Annotated in this window: 14 protein-coding genes; 6 read left to right on the top strand and 8 right to left on the bottom strand. The window is 52.0% G+C overall.

The window, feature by feature from the left end:
- Positions 1-13: 13 nt before the first annotated feature.
- From ACOQOZ_RS14650 to typA, 3 genes are all read right to left on the bottom strand, one after another.
- Positions 14-637: a penicillin-binding protein activator LpoB gene (locus ACOQOZ_RS14650; RefSeq protein ID WP_420588896.1), complete on the bottom strand. Its 624-nt coding sequence runs from the start codon at positions 635-637 to the stop codon at positions 14-16.
- A 49-nt stretch (positions 638-686) separates the two neighbouring features.
- The gene (locus ACOQOZ_RS14645) at positions 687-2405 is read right to left on the bottom strand and encodes a hypothetical protein (protein WP_420588895.1); all 1719 of its coding nucleotides are present in this window, start codon (positions 2403-2405) and stop codon (positions 687-689) included.
- A gap of 259 nt (positions 2406-2664) precedes the next feature.
- Positions 2665-4473, bottom strand: coding sequence for a translational GTPase TypA (gene typA, locus ACOQOZ_RS14640; protein WP_420588894.1), 1809 nt, complete (start codon positions 4471-4473; stop codon positions 2665-2667).
- 431 nt (positions 4474-4904) lie between these two features.
- On the opposite strand from typA, the gene glnA reads away from it, so the two are divergent.
- Positions 4905-6311 carry a glutamate--ammonia ligase gene (gene glnA / locus ACOQOZ_RS14635; RefSeq protein WP_420588893.1) on the top strand — a complete coding sequence of 469 codons (1407 nt, stop codon included), beginning with the start codon at positions 4905-4907 and terminating at the stop codon, positions 6309-6311.
- 405 nt (positions 6312-6716) lie between these two features.
- Here the strand turns inward: glnA and aroE are convergent, their stop codons facing one another.
- From aroE to ACOQOZ_RS14610, 5 genes are all read right to left on the bottom strand, one after another.
- Positions 6717-7541, bottom strand: coding sequence for a shikimate dehydrogenase (gene aroE, locus ACOQOZ_RS14630; protein ID WP_420588892.1), 825 nt, complete (start codon positions 7539-7541; stop codon positions 6717-6719).
- 49 nt (positions 7542-7590) lie between these two features.
- Positions 7591-8541 carry an oxygen-dependent coproporphyrinogen oxidase gene (gene hemF, locus ACOQOZ_RS14625; protein ID WP_420588891.1) on the bottom strand — a complete coding sequence of 317 codons (951 nt, stop codon included), beginning with the start codon at positions 8539-8541 and terminating at the stop codon, positions 7591-7593.
- A 9-nt stretch (positions 8542-8550) separates the two neighbouring features.
- Complete coding sequence (locus tag ACOQOZ_RS14620) at positions 8551-9138, bottom strand: L-threonylcarbamoyladenylate synthase (protein ID WP_420588890.1); 588 nt, start codon at positions 9136-9138, stop codon at positions 8551-8553.
- Positions 9139-9261: 123 nt separating this feature from the next.
- On the bottom strand, positions 9262-10449 hold the full coding sequence (dprA, locus tag ACOQOZ_RS14615; RefSeq protein WP_420588889.1) for a DNA-processing protein DprA: 1188 nt from the start codon (positions 10447-10449) through the stop codon (positions 9262-9264).
- Between the two features lie 12 nt (positions 10450-10461).
- Complete coding sequence (locus ACOQOZ_RS14610; RefSeq protein ID WP_420588888.1) at positions 10462-11514, bottom strand: LysM peptidoglycan-binding domain-containing protein; 1053 nt, start codon at positions 11512-11514, stop codon at positions 10462-10464.
- A gap of 140 nt (positions 11515-11654) precedes the next feature.
- Here ACOQOZ_RS14610 and def point away from each other — a divergent pair, with 140 nt between their 5' ends.
- From def to ACOQOZ_RS14585, 5 genes are read left to right on the top strand one after another with little or no spacing between them, the layout of a single operon-like run.
- Positions 11655-12170 (top strand): peptide deformylase, encoded by a 516-nt coding sequence (gene def, locus ACOQOZ_RS14605; protein WP_420588887.1) that lies wholly within the window; start codon positions 11655-11657, stop codon positions 12168-12170.
- Positions 12171-12197: 27 nt separating this feature from the next.
- Positions 12198-13148 carry a methionyl-tRNA formyltransferase gene (fmt, locus tag ACOQOZ_RS14600; protein ID WP_420588886.1) on the top strand — a complete coding sequence of 317 codons (951 nt, stop codon included), beginning with the start codon at positions 12198-12200 and terminating at the stop codon, positions 13146-13148.
- Positions 13145-14503: a 16S rRNA (cytosine(967)-C(5))-methyltransferase RsmB gene (gene rsmB, locus ACOQOZ_RS14595; protein WP_420588885.1), complete on the top strand. Its 1359-nt coding sequence runs from the start codon at positions 13145-13147 to the stop codon at positions 14501-14503. Before fmt ends, rsmB begins: the two co-directional genes overlap by 4 nt.
- 3 nt (positions 14504-14506) lie before the next feature.
- Positions 14507-15880, top strand: coding sequence for a Trk system potassium transporter TrkA (gene trkA, locus ACOQOZ_RS14590; RefSeq protein ID WP_420588884.1), 1374 nt, complete (start codon positions 14507-14509; stop codon positions 15878-15880).
- Positions 15880-17328 (top strand): TrkH family potassium uptake protein, encoded by a 1449-nt coding sequence (locus ACOQOZ_RS14585; protein ID WP_420588883.1) that lies wholly within the window; start codon positions 15880-15882, stop codon positions 17326-17328. The genes trkA and ACOQOZ_RS14585 overlap by 1 nt, the downstream gene beginning before the upstream one ends.
- Positions 17329-17383: the final 55 nt, after the last annotated feature.

The raw sequence follows: 17383 nt of genomic DNA, 5'->3' as shown, positions 1-17383 counted from the left end.
TGCTGGAGCGAACTTAGAAACCGAAAGAAGATTTTTCCTGCAGTTTCTGGATCTTCTTCTGACCATTCCATACTTCGCGGTTCGATTCCATATCGATCAGTTTCATATCGACCTGGTAGAAGGTCACACGATCATCACCAACCTGATCAACAATGGAGTTCACAGAACCAGACAGAGCGAAATCCGCTGCGTTTTCCTGGCCCTGCGCTTTGGCGTTTTTAGAGTTCAGTTCCTGATCGCGACGCTCTTCACGAATCGCTTCACGCTCTTCACCACCGGCAACGAAGTCGGCACGACCAGAACGGATAATGGCGCGCTTGATATCGTTGGTGAAGGTATCAATGGCGATGTGCTCGTGAGATTTGTTACGGATACGGGAGATAATGACGGTTGGACGACGGCTGTTGTCCATTTCGAAATCACGTGCCCACGGGAAAGACAGCATGTCTTCGATCATTTCGTTGGCAACCAGCTCAGAGTCTTTGGCGTTCCAGCGATCAGACAGCGCAACTTCTTCGCTGGCAGAAATACGTGACACCTTAGTGGCACAGCCTGCGGACAGCAGAACGGAAGCGCCTAACAAGGTAGCCGCGGTTACTTTAGCAATGGCAGACAGAGTAGTGGCTTGTTTCAGCATAATTTCGTTCCTTTTTATGCGTTAGCTTTTTAGGTATTTGGATAATAGTTTAGTTGCCGGTCTGAACCAGACTTTTTACTGCGCTGGATGGCGCTCCGGCAACGGGTGCCAGAGAGCGTACCTGCCAGAGATGAATCTCACCTGACTTCAGATCAATATTTTTCTGTTCACGATGGTGCAAGCCATATTCCAGCGTTGAATCCAGGGTCAGCTGGTGCTGGCCAGGTTCCAGTGCCACACGACGAATGCGCACATCGCTTGGTAACAGTAACCAGTTACGGGTTTCAGCGGCATCGGTCAGTTGGGCGGTTAATTTACCCACAGTGGCTAATAAGCCGCCGTATTGGCCACCAACGTCGCCAACTTTCGCAGCCGTGAGTGCCTTTAATGCCGAACGGGCCAGCGCCATCTGGATATCAAAACCGGAGTTGACGATTTGCTCCTGCAGACCCATTTGTGCCGGGTTGGAAGACTTAATCAGGTCGTAGCTTTTATCGCCAACCATCAGCTCAGTGTCACCCATCTTTTTGATCGGATCGTAATAAGGAATGGTGATACGCATGGAGTTGCCAATTGCCTGGATCAGACCCAGATCTTCAGCGGTGTTCCACAGCGGACCCAAGGTTACTGTTTTGGTGAAGCTGTTAAAGACAAAGCCCACTTCGGTTGCGTCCAGATAGTTGGCAACCGCATCAAGGATGCCTTTGTCGGCGTACAACACATAGAACCAGGCCAATTGAGCGTTATCGTTCTGGAATAGGTACGGGCGAATTTCCAGCGCCTGCAGCGTTGGATTAACCGACAACTCAAGGTTCATTTCTTTGCGCTGTGGCGCCAGACCTTTGTCTTCAATCACAATCAGCTGAGCGGTGTTGTCCCATTTATCCAGCTCGGCACGCTGCTTTTTGCTCAGCTTACGTTTCGCCAGACGACGGGCATCATTTTTATCGCCCATCTTGCGCATCATGCGTACGACGTCGAACCAGGCCTGGGACGTCATATCTTTATCCAGACGGAATTGTTTAACAAAACCGTCTTCGTAGGACTTCGCCGCTTTCTGATAGCTGATTCGGGCGTCATCGTATTCGCCGTTCATTTCAAAGCTGATACCGGTGAGATAATGCGCCATAGCATCATCACGGTACTCCAGCTGATCCATATCGATCAGATTGCCCTGCAGCTTCTCGAAGATCTTCAGCAATTGAGTGAAGGTTTGCTGATCTTTATCTTTCTGCTCAGCGTAGGTGCCTTTACGGCTGTTGAGGTCGTTCAGGCGGATAATCAGGCGACGCGACTCAATACGGGCACCATCTAATGCATCCAGTCGCTCATTACGGGTAGCTGCGATTTGTGCCAGACCGAAGTAGTTCATCGCCTTGTAGTAGTTGATAAACATCTTCTCGAAATCAGCACCGCCATACGGGCCCTGACGTGGATTCGACATCATTACCGCCAGTGAACTGGTGATACTGGTGGTCTCTAAGTTTTCAGCAATGCGCTCTGCTTTATCCAGCAATTGATTACTGGCGGCATAATCGCCCTGCAGATGTTTAACCACACCCAGCTCCAGGTGGTACAACAAAGCATCGTTACCAACGGGTTTTAACGCCTGTTTAAATGAGGCTTCAGAACCAACCAGATCACCTTGCTGAACCTGGGTGATGGCCTGATTGACGCCTGCGCCATAAGTGGCACAACCAGAAATAACTGCCGCACATGCACCAGAAATGGCAGCGCGTACCAGAGCAGAACGCTGTGGTCGTTTCATGCTGAATAAGCTCCTTGCTTTGCTGGCTGCTCCAATGCCTCCAGCTGATATTCGAATGACGAGCTAGTGTAGCCAGCGATTTTACATTTGACTATTAACAAAACGCACACACATTGATGCAGCGTTCACAAAAACACAGTACGGCGCCAGATACAGCGAGTAAATCCGCGTTTATTGCAGCTTTTGACTATTTCCGGAGCAATAAAAAACCCGCTCTGGCGAACCAGAGCGGGTTTTACATTTAGCAGAAAACTAACGCTTACTTGTTTTTCGCACGCTTACGTTCGTTCTCTTTTAACAGCTTCTTACGCAGACGGATGCTTTCTGGTGTTACTTCTACCAGCTCATCATCTTCGATGAATTCCAGAGCCTGTTCCAGCGTATGGCGTACTGGCGGAGTCAGGTTGATCGCTTCATCGGTACCCGACGCACGAACGTTGGTCAGCTGCTTGGCCTTAGTAGGGTTAACCACCAGGTCGTTATCACGGCTGTGCAGACCAACAATCATGCCTTCGTATACTTCAACCGCTGGCTCAACGAACAGACGACCACGATCCTGCAGAGTGAACAAGGCGTAACCCAGTACCTTACCGGCAATCATGGAAACCAGTACGCCGTTGTGACGGGTAGAACCCAGAGACGCCTGAACCGGGCCATAGTGATCGAATACGTTGGTCAGAATACCGGAGCCGGAAGTCATGGTCATAAACTGGTTACGGAAACCAATCAGGCCACGGGCTGGCATAATGAATTCAAGACGAGTACGGCCTTTGCCATCCGGAACCATGTTGGTCATTTCCGCACGACGGTTACCCATCTCTTCCATTACCGAACCCTGGTGCTCATCTTCGATGTCGATAACCACTTGTTCGTATGGCTCTTGCAGCTCGCCGTCCACTTCTTTCTGAACAACTTCCGGCTTACCAATCGCCATCTCGAAACCTTCACGACGCATGGTTTCGATCAGTACCGACAGGTGTAATTCACCACGACCAGATACTTTGAATTTTTCAGGAGAGTCACCTGGCTCAACACGTAAAGCAACGTTGTGGATCAGTTCCTGATCCAGACGGTCTTTGATGTTACGCGAAGTCACGTATTTACCTTCTTTACCAGCGAACGGCGAATCGTTCACCTGGAAGGTCATGGATACGGTTGGCTCATCAACGCTCAGCGGAGGCAAAGCTTCAACATTGTTTGGCTCACACAAGGTGTCGGAGATGTTCAGACCGTCGATACCGGAAATACATACGATGTCACCGGCTGCTGCTTCTTCAACATCCACACGGTTCAGACCGTGGAAACCTTTCACTTGCTGGATACGGCCTTTACGGGTGTTACCTTCAGCAGTGATCAGCTGGATATCGGTACCTGGCTTCAGCTTACCGCGGGTGATACGGCCAACACCGATTACACCAACGAAGCTATCGTAATCCAGTGCCGAAACCTGCATCTGGAACGGGCCGTCCAGCTCAACTTTTGGTGCTTCAACGTGATCAACAATCATCTGGAACAGCGGCGACATGTCGTCAGCCATATTCTCTGGATCGTCACCGGCAATACCGTTCAGAGCGGACGCGTAGATAACCGGGAAGTCCAGCTGCTCTTCGGTAGCACCTAAACGGTCGAACAGGTCGAAGATTTCATCCATTACCCAATCAGGACGTGCGCCCGGACGGTCGATTTTGTTGATTACAACGATTGGACGCAGACCACGCTCGAATGCTTTCTGAGTTACGAAACGAGTCTGAGGCATTGGGCCGTCAACCGCGTCTACTAACAGACACACGGAATCAACCATCGACATAACACGCTCTACTTCACCACCGAAGTCGGCGTGTCCAGGGGTGTCTACGATGTTAATGCGGTAGTCGTTCCATTTAATGGCGGTGTTTTTCGCCAGAATGGTAATACCACGCTCTTTTTCCTGGTCGTTGGAGTCCATCACACGTTCGCCGCCCTGGTTACGATCCAGAGTTCCGGATTGCTCCAGCAGCTTATCAACCAGGGTCGTTTTACCATGGTCAACGTGGGCGATGATGGCGATATTTCTTAAGTTATCGATCACAGCAGTAGCCTTTCTTAAAGTGAGGGCGTTGCTGCAAACCTGGGTCCTGAATAACAGGACGCATCAACACCATAAAAAAATGAGGCGCGATTATACCTGAGTTCAGGCTGCTGCGGCATATCAATTTTATGTCTGCCAATTAGTGTTTTTTCGTATACGTAATCCCCTATGTGAACCTATAATGTGCAGGCTTTTATGGAATACCGCAGGCCTCACCGCGTTTTTGCATTGTTTTGGTGCATTATATTTTGGCTATGTGTTTTTTTGGTGCATCCCTGACCACTTATCAGACTGAAGGCCCGGATTTTGTGCGGCTTCCAGCGTGTTAATGAGTGGCACACTAATTGCTAAAGGGTATTCATCTAAGTTTTAGCACAACAGCCGAGGTGAGAGCCTCGTATCAAATTGAACCAGCATCTGGAGATAATAAGATGTCAGAGAACACTCTGAATTTGATCAAAGAAAACGATGTACGCTGGGTTGACCTGCGTTTCACCGATACCAAAGGTAAAGAGCAGCACGTTTCTATCCCAGCTCGTTACGTAGACGAAGATTTCTTCGAAACTGGCCAGATGTTTGATGGTTCTTCCATCGCTGGTTGGAAAGGTATTAACGAATCCGACATGATCCTGCTGCCAGACGACAGCACTCCTTTCCTGGATCCGTTCACTGAAGACGCTACTCTGGTTCTGCGTTGTGACATCATCGAGCCAGCGACTATGCAAGGCTACGAGCGTGATCCACGTTCTGTTGCTAAGCGCGCTGAAGCTTACCTGCAGTCTACCGGTCTGGGCGACACTGCTTTCTTCGGTCCTGAGCCAGAATTCTTCATCTTTGATGATGTTCGTTGGGGCGCGGACATGTCTGGTTGTTTCTACAAGATCAACTCTGACGAAGCTGCATGGAACACTGAAGCAGTAATGGAAGGCGGCAACCTGGGTCACCGTCCAGGCGTTAAAGGCGGTTACTTCCCGGTTCCTCCTGTAGATAGCTCTCACGACATCCGTGCGGCTATGTGTAATACCATGGAAGCAATTGGTCTGGACGTTGAAGTTCACCACCACGAAGTTGCTACCGCTAACCAGAACGAAATCGGCGTTAAGTTCAACACTCTGGTTAAGAAAGCTGACGAAGTTCAGATGCTGAAATACGTTGTTCACAACGTTGCTGCTGCTTACGGCAAGTCTGCTACCTTCATGCCTAAGCCAGTTGTTGGTGATAACGGTTCTGGTATGCACGTTCACACTTCTTTCTGGAAAGACGGCGAAAACCAATTCGCTGGTGACGGCTATGCTGGCCTGAGCGAAACTGCTCTGTACTACATCGGTGGTATCATCAAGCACGCTAAAGCGCTGAATGCTTTCACCAACCCGTCTACTAACTCTTACAAGCGTCTGATCCCTGGCTTCGAAGCTCCGGTAATGCTGGCATACTCTGCTCGTAACCGTTCTGCTTCTATCCGTATCCCATACGTTGCAAGCCCTAAAGGCAAGCGTATTGAAGCTCGCTTCCCTGATCCAACTGCAAACCCATACCTGGCATTCGCAGCTATCCTGATGGCTGGCCTGGACGGCGTTCAGAACAAGATCCACCCTGGTGATGCTGCTGACAAAGACCTGTACGACCTGCCAGCTGAAGAAGCTGCTGCAATTCCACAGGTTGCTGGTAGCCTGCGTGAAGCTCTGGAATGCCTGGCGGCAGACTCTGACTTCCTGACTCAGGGCGACGTGTTCACTAAAGACATGATCGAAGCTTACATCGACCTGAAAATGGAAGATGTATACCGCGTTGAGCACACGACTCACCCGGAAGAGTTCGACATGTACTACAGCGTTTAATCTTCGGATTAAATCTGTATCGAAAGAGGGTCGCTTTGGCGGCCCTTTTTTTGTGGCTGATTGATAGAGATCCGGCTTCGTATGTGCACGGTGAGCACACCCATCAAGTCAGCCCGGAAGAATTCGACATGTACTACAGCGATTAATCTTCGGATTATCGAGTACAAAAAAAGGCCGCTTTATGCGGCCTTTTTTGTGGCTCGAACACAACCGCACCACTATGGTGCATATAAATGAGATGTTTTTTCAGTCACCGCATCAGTGATACATCCCTGTATCTTGATGCTACCGCGACGTCCGATCGCTGCTTTGAAAAAACATCTCACTTATATCCACCTTAAAACAAAAACCGCCTTCTGTTTCCAGTAAGGCGGTTTCTGATTTTGCGGCTTTAAACGAAGGGCGTTAGCGTCGTCGATCTTCCCGGATAGCACTCATTACACCTTCCGTTGCCGGGCGCACGTCGCGCCACAGTAAAAAGGCTTCAGCTGCCTGTTCGACCAACATACCCAGACCATCAATGGCTTTAGCCGCACCAAGATCCAGCGCCCACTGGTTAAATACCGTGGTCTCAGCGCCATACATCATGTCGTAGCTGACGGTATCAGGGGTGATACAAGTCGCGGGAACCGGGGGCAGTTCTCCCGCCAGGCTGGCAGAGGTGCCGTTAATAATCAGATCGAACTGACCCGCAACCTCAGCAAAACCAGACACTGTGATATCGCCCAGATCGGCAAAGTCATTTGCCAGTGCTTCGGCTTTACTGACGGTACGATTAGCCAGAGTGACACTGGCGGGCTTTTGCTCCAATAATGGTTGCAGAATGCCACGTACTGCACCACCAGCACCGAGAATCAACACACGCTTACCTTCGATAGTAACGCCCTGATTCACCATAATGTCGCGCACCATACCAACACCATCGGTGTTGTCGGCCAGCACGGTACCGTCTTCCAGCTTTTGTAGGGTGTTTACCGCTTCAGCACGCTGAGCACGAGCCGTAAACTTATCGGCATAACGCCAGGCATCTTCTTTGAATGGCACTGTGATGTTCAGGCCTTTGCCACCACGACGAAAGAAGTCATCAACGGCAGTGTCGAAACCATCCAAAGGCACCAGAATAGCTGAATACAGCATATTTTGGTCGGTGATTTTGGCGAACGCTGTATGTATCTGAGGCGATTTACTATGGCCAATCGGATTGCCCATTACCGCGTACAAATCGGTCATTGTTGTCCTCTACGTTGTTACGGCTGATGCTTGTTGCAACTATTATTTATCACACCCAATCTTTGTGGGGCAGAAACTCGTCGTACAGACGAGCTTCCGGGCTGCCCGGCTCTGGCTGCCAGTCATAATCCCAGTGCACAACCGGAGGCAGCGACATCAGAATCGATTCCGTACGACCACCGGTTTGCAGACCAAAGATGGTGCCGCGATCAAACACCAGGTTAAATTCTACATAGCGACCGCGACGATAAAGCTGGAACTTACGCTCACGCTCGCCGAATGATTCGTCTTTGCGCTTAGCGACAATCGGGACATAGGCATCGATGTAGCCGTCACCCACGGCTTTCATAAAGGCGAAGCTCTTTTCAAAGTTAAGCTCGCCATCCCATTCATTCATATCATCGAAGAACAGGCCACCCACCCCACGGGTTTCGTTACGGTGCTTGAGGAAAAAGTATTCGTCACACCATTTCTTGTACTTTGGAAACGCCTCAGCGCCGAAAGGTTCACATAAATCTTTCGCAGTCTGGTGCCAGTGGACCACGTCTTCTTCGTAGGGATAGAACGGCGTCAAATCAAAGCCGCCTCCCATCCACCAGACCGGCTCTTCACCTTCTTTCTCTGCGATAAACAGCCGTACGTTGGCGTGTGATGTTGGTACATAGGGATTTTTCGGGTGAATCACCAGTGAAACACCCAATGCCTGAAAGCTGCGGCCCGCTAATTCCGGACGACTGGCAGTCGCGGATGCCGGCAATTGTGGTCCTTTCACATGGGAGAAGTTCACTCCGCCTTTTTCGATCACCGCACCATCAGCAATCACACGTGTGCGACCACCACCCGTCAGTGCCAGAGAGCTGTCGTTCGGATCGCGATCCCAGGCATCTTCAACAAACTGTGCCTGACCATCCTGCGCTTCTAACGCGGCACAAATCCGATCCTGCAGATCCAGTAAATACGCTTTTACCGCTGCTACATCCACGGTGCTGGTATGACTCATAAAAATTCCTTATCGCAGTCGCTGGCCATCCAGCGTACGGATTTCTGAAGGTTGTTTCTGACCGCCAAGGTTGCCCGGCAAGATAAAGTCGACCACTTGTTTACCACCAAAGGTTTTGATGGTCGCTGGCTTAAAGTATTGGCGCAGCTGCACCATAGAGCGGGCAGGCTCACGCCCGGCCGGGTTGGCCGAGGTAGACACCAGAGGTCCGGCTTTTTCACACAAAGCTCGTACCATAGGGTGAGCACTGATACGTACCGCCAGCGTCGGCTGATCATTGCGGGTCTCTCCCCGCAACAAAGGAGATACCGACTCGTCGCATGGCAGAACCCAGGTTACTGGCCCCGGCCAGGTGGCATCCACCAATTTGAAATCATCGCCGGATAACGGCAACAGATAGTCGTCGAGCTGATCCAAAGATGCCGCAACCACCAGCATACCTTTCTGCCATGGCCGCTTCTTAATATCGAGAATGCGCTGAATCGCTTCATCATTGGTCGGATCGCAGCCTAAGCCCCAAACCGCCTCGGTCGGGTAGGCAATAACACCGCCCTGCTCGACGCAGCGACGCGCTTGTTCTAAGTGCCAGGGATTCATATCGTATCTGCTATCAGGTTAAAAACTGCACGGGGTTCAGTACAAAGGCGGAACACTACCGTAAGGCTTTGGCAGCGACAAGCGCAGGAGTGAAAGGAAGCGTGATTGGCAGCGACAAAAGCGCTATTTCAGTCGTTGATAACCGCCCGGTGCCTGGGCAATCCAGCCGGCCAGTTCGAGCTCCATCAACGCCGGTAATAACTCCGCCATTGGCAGGTCGCTGCGAATCGCAATGACATCAGCACTGGTCGCTTCAAAATCAATATGGGTAACCAGATCCGGGGCAGGTTCCGCAGGCTCAACCGGAACCTCAGCAATCGGTTGGGGTTGCTCAACGGCCGCAGTTGCCTGGGCGATAATACGCGGTTGTTTTTCCGGGATGGGCAGCTCATCAAACTGAAGCTGGGCCTGCTCACTGACACTTGTTGCCGTCAGTCCCAGTTCCTGCAGGATATCCTGAGTATTCTGAACCAGATAGGCCCCTTCACGGATCAGCTGATGGCAGCCGTGACTTGTCGGATTCGTTACCAGCCCGGGTAGGGCAAAGACCTCACGCCCCTGCTCTGCCGCCTGACGTGCGGTAATCAGCGAGCCACTCTTAATCGCAGCTTCTACCACCACAGTCCCGAGACTCAGGCCACTGATGATGCGATTACGCGATGGAAAGTGTCGCGATTGAGGTTCGGTGCCCGGCATAAATTCAGACAACAGCAAACCGTCCTGCATAATCATTTGCGCCAGTCCAAGGTGACGCTGTGGATAAATCACATCCGGGCCACTGCCCATCACGGCAATGGTGCTGCCACCTCCGTGAATCGCGCCCTGATGCACATGACCATCCACACCAATCGCCAGACCACTGACCACAGTCACGCCGGCTGCGGACAGTTCAGAAGCCGTTTTTTCCGCCCACTGGGCGCCATACTGACTTGGTTTACGACTGCCAACCATGGCTACCATCGGCTTTTTCAGACAGTCGATATTGCCGTGATAATAGAGAATCGTGGGGGCATCACGCAGAACAGCCAATGCCTGTGGATAAGGCTCAACACCGGCGAGCAATACGCCATAACCGTTAAACCGGCACCAGGCCTGGAGTTTGTCAAAACCGTTTAATAAGGAACTGTCGGAATGCCAGCGCTCGGCGGCTTCGGGTTTTAACCCCATAGAAACCAGCTGCTGCGGACTGCAGCTCAGCAGGTCGTTCGGATGAGACAGTTGCTGACGGATATCACCTATGGTGACGCTGCCAACACCTGGCAGCTTGGTGAGCTTCCACCAGGCTTTTACCAGCTCTTCCCTGAGCATCATAAGCGTCTCCTGTTACGGAGTGACGAAGTGGTCACCCACCCGTAATGGACTGGTTGCACGCATAACTAACGCGTACGACAACTTATCAAACGTCCGGAACACCATCAATGTACCGGCACGTGTATTCGGTAAACGTACGTCTTCGCCTGCAATACGGTCGTAAACGATAGCCCCGGCTTTCTCGATCACCAGCACAGAGCCCGGCTCCAACTTGTCACGATCACCACGGTTCAGCACCACCACGTCGTATTGACCAACCTGGGTCACACCACCCGATACCGCCAGTACCTGGCCTTCAACATCGATGGATGGTGGCTTAGGGTAATAACGGGCAATCAATTCGCGATCTTCAGTGGCTAACAGGCGATCACCCACCGATACCTGCTGGTTGGTACGATCCAGTGTCATGGTTGCGATATCACCATCAACCGCATCAACCCGACCTAAACCAATGTCCAGCGCTTCTGCACCAAGCACTTCGCCATTTTTAGGATCGACATAAACCTGACCCTGACGGAATACACCATAAGCGGCTTCGGCTTCAGAGAAATCACCACGGGCATAGACGGTTTCACCGGCGCCCATCAGGATATGGCCATTTGATCCGGAAATCACACGCGGCGCTTTGGATAACTCATCCGGTTGAACAACACGGTGGTCACGCAGGAAGCCACGAATTGCATCCAGAGGAATTGCCGGAATTGCCGATTCAATCGATTCTATCCGTGCGGTTGGCTGCATTTTTACCAGACCAGGGGATAATTTAACGGTACGGCTGGCCATGCCACGCTTAATAACCGTTGCCTTGGTTTCACCATTAATGGTGACCAGGCCGATTTCGTCGCCCGGAAAAATCAGGTGTGGGTTCTTAATCTGGTTATTCTGGAACCAGATTTCAGGCCACTGCCAAGCATCGTCAGCATAACGCTCTGCGATGCTCCATAAGGTATCACCTTCTTCTACAACATAACGCTTGGGAGCATCAGGCTTTACATCAATTGCCGCGGCGGTTGCAGAAACCGTCACTAAACCGGCAAGGAGAAAGCGTTTGAAGGTTTTGCTCATCCTCTATTCCCTTTATTATTAGTCTTTGGCGACTTGTGCAGTTCACTGTCCGCAGTGTAGCAAGTGAACGCCGTTGTTATCTATAAGCAGTTTCTATAACCCGTTAATAACCGCAGTGGCTTTTTAAGTACAGATTCTTTATGGCATTACTTCCAATTCTTGAATTCCCGGATCAACGTTTACGCACAGTGGCAAAGCCAGTGGCGCAAGTGGATGACTGTATTCGCACCATCGTCGACGATATGTTCGAAACCATGTATGACGCGCCGGGGATCGGACTGGCGGCAACTCAGGTCGATATCCACGAACGCATCATCACCATTGATGTGTCCGAAGATAAAAGCGAGCCGCTGGTATTTATCAACCCGGAAATCACCGTTTTAGAAGGTGATCCGGAAACCATGCAGGAAGGTTGTCTGTCGGTACCGGGCTTCTATGAAGAAGTAACCCGCATCGAACACTGCCTGGTGAAAGCACTGGACCGCGACGGTAATCAGTTCGAACTGGAATGTACTGGCCTGCTGGCAGTATGTATTCAGCACGAAGTGGATCACCTTGAAGGCAAGTTAATGGTTGATTACGTTTCGCCACTTAAGCGCAAGCGCATCAAAGACAAGCTCGATAAAAAACATAAGCTTGAAGCGCGCCGCAAATAAATCATCCAGCGATAGCCAGAGAAACTCATGCCTTTAAAAATTGTATTTGCCGGTACGCCGGATTTTGCTGCGCTTCACCTGAGCTCGCTGATTGATAGCGAACACGAGGTGATCGCCGTTTACAGCCAGCCTGACCGTCCAGCTGGCCGTGGCAAGAAACTGCAACCCAGTCCGGTAAAACAGGTCGCTCTGGAGCACAACATCGATGTGTACCAGCCGGTCAATTTCAAAGACCCTGCCGATGTGGCACAGCTGGAAGCACTGAACGCCGACGTTATGATTGTGGTCGCCTACGGTTTGTTATTGCCTCAGTCGGTACTGGATGCACCCAAGCACGGTTGTCTGAATGTGCATGCCTCGCTGTTACCACGCTGGCGTGGCGCCGCTCCGATTCAGCGTTGTATCGAAGCTGGCGACAAAATGACCGGCATCACCATCATGCAGATGGATGCAGGCCTGGATACCGGCGACATGCTGCATAAGATCACCACTGGCATCACACTCGACGATACCGGTGGCAGCCTGCATGACCGCCTTGCAGCCATTGGCCCACAATCGTTACTGGCAACACTGGCACAACTTGAAGCCGGTGAGTTACAGCCAGAAAAACAAAACGACGCTCAGGCCAATTACGCTCACAAATTAAAGAAAGAAGAAGCCCTGCTCGACTGGTCGCAGAATGCCGACGACCTGGCTTTGCGGGTACGCGCCTTTAATCCGTTCCCTGTGGCCTTCACCCTGCTTGGCAACGACCGAATCCGGGTACTCAAAGCAACGGCACTTGAGAAAGTCACTCAGCTACAGCCAGGCACCATTGCCCAGGTTTCAGCCGACGGCATCGAAGTCGCTTGTGCTGAAGGGGTTTTACGTCTGGAACAGATCCAACTGGCGGGCAAAAAAGCCATGATGGTCGCCGATGTGATAAACGGTCAACCAAACTTATTTCAGGCCAACTACGTGCTGGCGTCTGAACTGTGAGCAGTTTGTACGGCAAGGCCTCAAACAGTCAGATTTCCGCACGTTATGCCGCCACCCAGGCGGTATACCAGGTGATGCAGGGGCAGTCGCTAAACCAAGCGTTGCCACCGCTGGAAGAGCGGGTCAACGACGAAGACCGTGGTTTCCTGCGCGATATGGCGCTGGGCAGCTGCCGCTATTTCCAGCGCCTGAATGCCATCACCAAAATGCTGTTAAAAACCCCTTTTGGTGACGAAGATCAGGACCTTCAGGCGTTGATGATTGTTGGTTTGTACCAGCTGGAAGTGCAGAAAAAAGCGCCCCATGCTGCGGTTCATGCCACGGTGGATGTCTGTGAAGAGATGGGCAAAGGCTACGCCAAATCGGTGGTGAATGCCTGCCTGCGACGCTACGGACGTGAGTACGAAGAACTGACCGCTCCTCTGGAAAATAACCCGGTAACGGCCAGCAGCCATCCTAAATGGCTGATGAAAATGATGCAGAAAGCCTGGCCAGATGACTGGCAGCAGGTATTCGAACAAAACAATCAACGCCCACCGCTATGCCTGCGAGTGAACCAGCGCCACGGCAGCCGCGAAGCGTATCTGGAGAGACTGCAGCAAGCAGGTATTGAAGCCCGCGCCGCTGAATTTGCGCCATTCGCAATTTATTTAGCGCAACCCTGCGATGTTACGCAGTTGCCAGGATTCGATGACGGTGACATCAGCGTTCAGGATGAAGCCGCGCAGCTGGCATCGCTGATTCTGGCGCCTCAAGCGAATGAGGTGATTCTTGATGCCTGTGCTGCCCCCGGCGGTAAGACATGCGCCTTATTGGAAGCCGCAGACTGCGATGTCACCGCCTTAGACCTGGAAGCATCACGACTGGAACGGGTCGAAGAAAATCTGGAACGTCTCGGGTTGTCGGCCGGTGTTGTTTGCGCCGATATGGCTGCGACCGATGACTGGTGGGAAGGCGAGCAGTTCGACGCCATTCTGCTGGATGCGCCCTGCTCAGCAACCGGCGTAATCCGCCGCCACCCGGATATCAAATTATTACGTCGCCGTGATGATATTGAGCAACTGGCCGAGGTACAGCAAACCCTGCTGAACACTGCCTGGGATTTGCTAAAACCCGGTGGCCGCCTTTTATATGCCACCTGCTCGGTACTACCGCGGGAAAACAACGATCAGGTTGAGCGCTTTATCGCAGCTAAGCTTGAGGCAGGACAGGATATTTCCCACCAGCCACTGGAGAATGTCTTGTCAGCTATGGACAATCTTCCGGGAGTCGCCTGTAATGCCGGGCGTCAGCTGTTCCCACAAGAGAATGGCCATGATGGTTTCTTTTATGCCTTATTGGTGAAGGGTAACTAAACCTTGAAGATTATTATCTTAGGCGCAGGCCAGGTTGGTGGCACATTGGCTGAAAACCTGGCCAACGAACAAAACGATATTACGGTAATCGATACCGATGCGGCGCGACTGCGTGAGCTGCAGGACCGCATCGATATTAAAACCGTTTATGGCCGCGGCTCTTATCCTCAGATTCTGGCCGATGCCGGCGCTGACGATGCCGATATGCTGGTCGCGGTGACCAACTCTGACGAAACCAATATGGTTGCCTGTCAGATTGCTTATACCCTGTTTCGCACGCCTACCAAGATCTCGCGGATTCGTTCCGCAGCCTATCTGAAGCAACGCGACCTGTTTAATAACGACGCCTTCCCAATTGATGTTCTGATCTCTCCGGAGCAAGTGGTTACCAACTACATCAGCCGCTTACTGCAGTATCCCGGTGCCCTACAGGTGCTCGACTTCGCTAATCGCAAAGTTCAGCTGGTTGCGGTACGCGCCTATTACGGCGGCCCATTGGTTGGCCAGGATGTAAAAACTCTGAAGACTCACCTGCCCGAAACCAATGCCCGGGTGGCGGCAATTTTCCGCCGAGGTCAGGCGATTGAGCCAACCGGCTCAACCGTGGTGGAAGCCGATGACGAGGTGTTCTTCGTTGCCGCCAAACACCACATTAAAAAGGTGATGAGTGAACTGCGCCGGGCGGAAGATTCATACAAACGTATCGTGATCGCCGGTGGCGGTAATATCGGCTATCGATTGGCAAAACAGCTGGAAAAAGATTATCAGGTTAAGCTGATCGAATTTCACAAAGAGCGCGCCCACTTCCTCAGCGAAAATCTGAATCGCACCGTGGTACTGCTGGGCTCCGCCACCGACAAAAGCCTGCTGGAAGAGGAAAACATCGAGAACACCGATGTATTCTGCGCTCTGACCAACGACGACGAAACCAACATCATGTCATCGCTGCTGGCGAAGCGTTCCGGCGCCCGTAAAGTGATGACGCTGATTAATAAATCGGCCTACGTTGACCTGGTTCAGGGCGGCATGATTGATGTGGCCATTTCGCCACAACAAGCCACCATTGGTTCACTGCTGACCCACGTTCGCCGTGGTGATGTGGTTAACGTTCACTCCCTGCGTCGTGGTGCGGCCGAAGCCATTGAGGCCATCGCCCACGGTGACCAGAGTTCGTCAAAAGTGGTTGGTCGTCCGATTCACGATATTCCGCTACCGCCGGGAACCACCATTGGTGCCATTGTGCGCGGCGACGAAGTTATTATGGCAACCTCCAAACTGGTGGTGGAATCCGACGATCACGTCATCCTGTTCGTGATGGATAAACGCCATATCCCGGATGTTGAGCGCTTGTTCCAGGTTGGTTTAGGGTTCTTCTGATGCACTTTAACGTTATCGCCCGGGTGTTAGGCATCTTCCTGATGCTGTTCAGCCTGACGACCTTGCCACCGCTGCTGATTTCTATGTGGTACAGCGACGGCGCGACCCAGGCCTTTGCCATGGCGCTGCTACTGACCTTTGGTATTGGCTTTATGAGCTGGTTGCCGGTGCGTCATATTCGTCACGAGCTACGAACCCGTGACGGCTTCCTGATTACCGTGTTGTTCTGGCTGGTTCTGGCGATATCCGGAACCTTCCCGCTGATGCTGGCCGATAATCCCGGACTCAGCTTCACCGATGCTTTCTTTGAATCGCTGTCAGGCTGGACCACCACCGGTGCCACCATTATGACCGGCATTGATGATCTGCCGAAATCGATCCTGTGGTATCGCCAGCAACTGCAGTGGCTTGGCGGTATGGGAATTATCGTATTAGCGGTGGCGGTACTGCCGATGCTTGGCATTGGTGGCATGCAGCTGTTCCGGGCAGAAACTCCGGGGCCGTTAAAAGACTCCAAACTGACCCCACGAATTACCGAAACCGCCAAAGCGCTATGGTACATCTACCTGATGTTAACCATCGCCTGCGCTCTGGGTTACTGGCTGGCGGGCATGAGCTTGTTTGATGCCATTTGTCACAGCTTTGCTACCGTCGCCATCGGTGGTTTCTCCACCCACGATGCTTCGCTGGGTTATTTCGACAGCCCGGCTATTGAGATGATTGCGGTATTTTTTATGCTGGTGTCATCTCTCAATTTTGCGCTGCACTTCTACGCCTGGCGTAACCGCTCACTCGGCCATTTCTTTGCTGATTCCGAGCTGAAATTTTTCTTTATTATGATTGGTGGCGGCATACTGCTAACCGTGCCGGCGCTGTATCTGACCAATACTTATGGCTGGGAAGACTCGGTTCGTTACGGTGTGTTCGAGCTGGTGTCGGTCGCGACGACAACCGGCTTTGGCACCGCGGACTTCTCAGTGTGGCCGGTTTTCCTGCCGGTGCTGCTTTTTATGATGGCCTTTATTGGTGGCTGTGCCGGTTCGACCGGCGGCGGCATGAAGGTGATTCGGGTGCTGTTAATCTACAAGCAGGGCATTCGTGAAATTCTGCGACTGATTCACCCCAATGCCATTATTCCGGTAAAACTCGGCAATCAGCCGGTTGCCGAACGGGTACTGGAGGCGGTTTGGGGCTTCTTTGCGCTGTATGTCGGCACCTATATGGTGATGATGCTGGCATTGCTGGCAACCGGGCTGGATCACGTCACCGCCTTCTCTGCAGTGGGTGCCTGTCTGAACAACCTGGGACCGGGACTGGGTGATGTTTCCGCTCATTACGGCGATATCAGCGATGCAGCCAAATGGATCCTGTCTCTGACCATGCTGCTCGGGCGTCTGGAGATTTTCACTCTGCTTGTACTGATCAGTCCGGCATTCTGGCGCAGCTGATGTTCTGACAAGTGCAGATGCTTTGGCATCCAATAATCAAACATAAAAAAACCGG

The sequence above is a fragment of the Bacterioplanoides sp. genome (genome assembly GCF_965219715.1).
GTDB lineage: Bacteria > Pseudomonadota > Gammaproteobacteria > Pseudomonadales > Oceanobacteraceae > Bacterioplanoides.
This window is presented reverse-complemented; position numbering and strand designations above follow the sequence as displayed.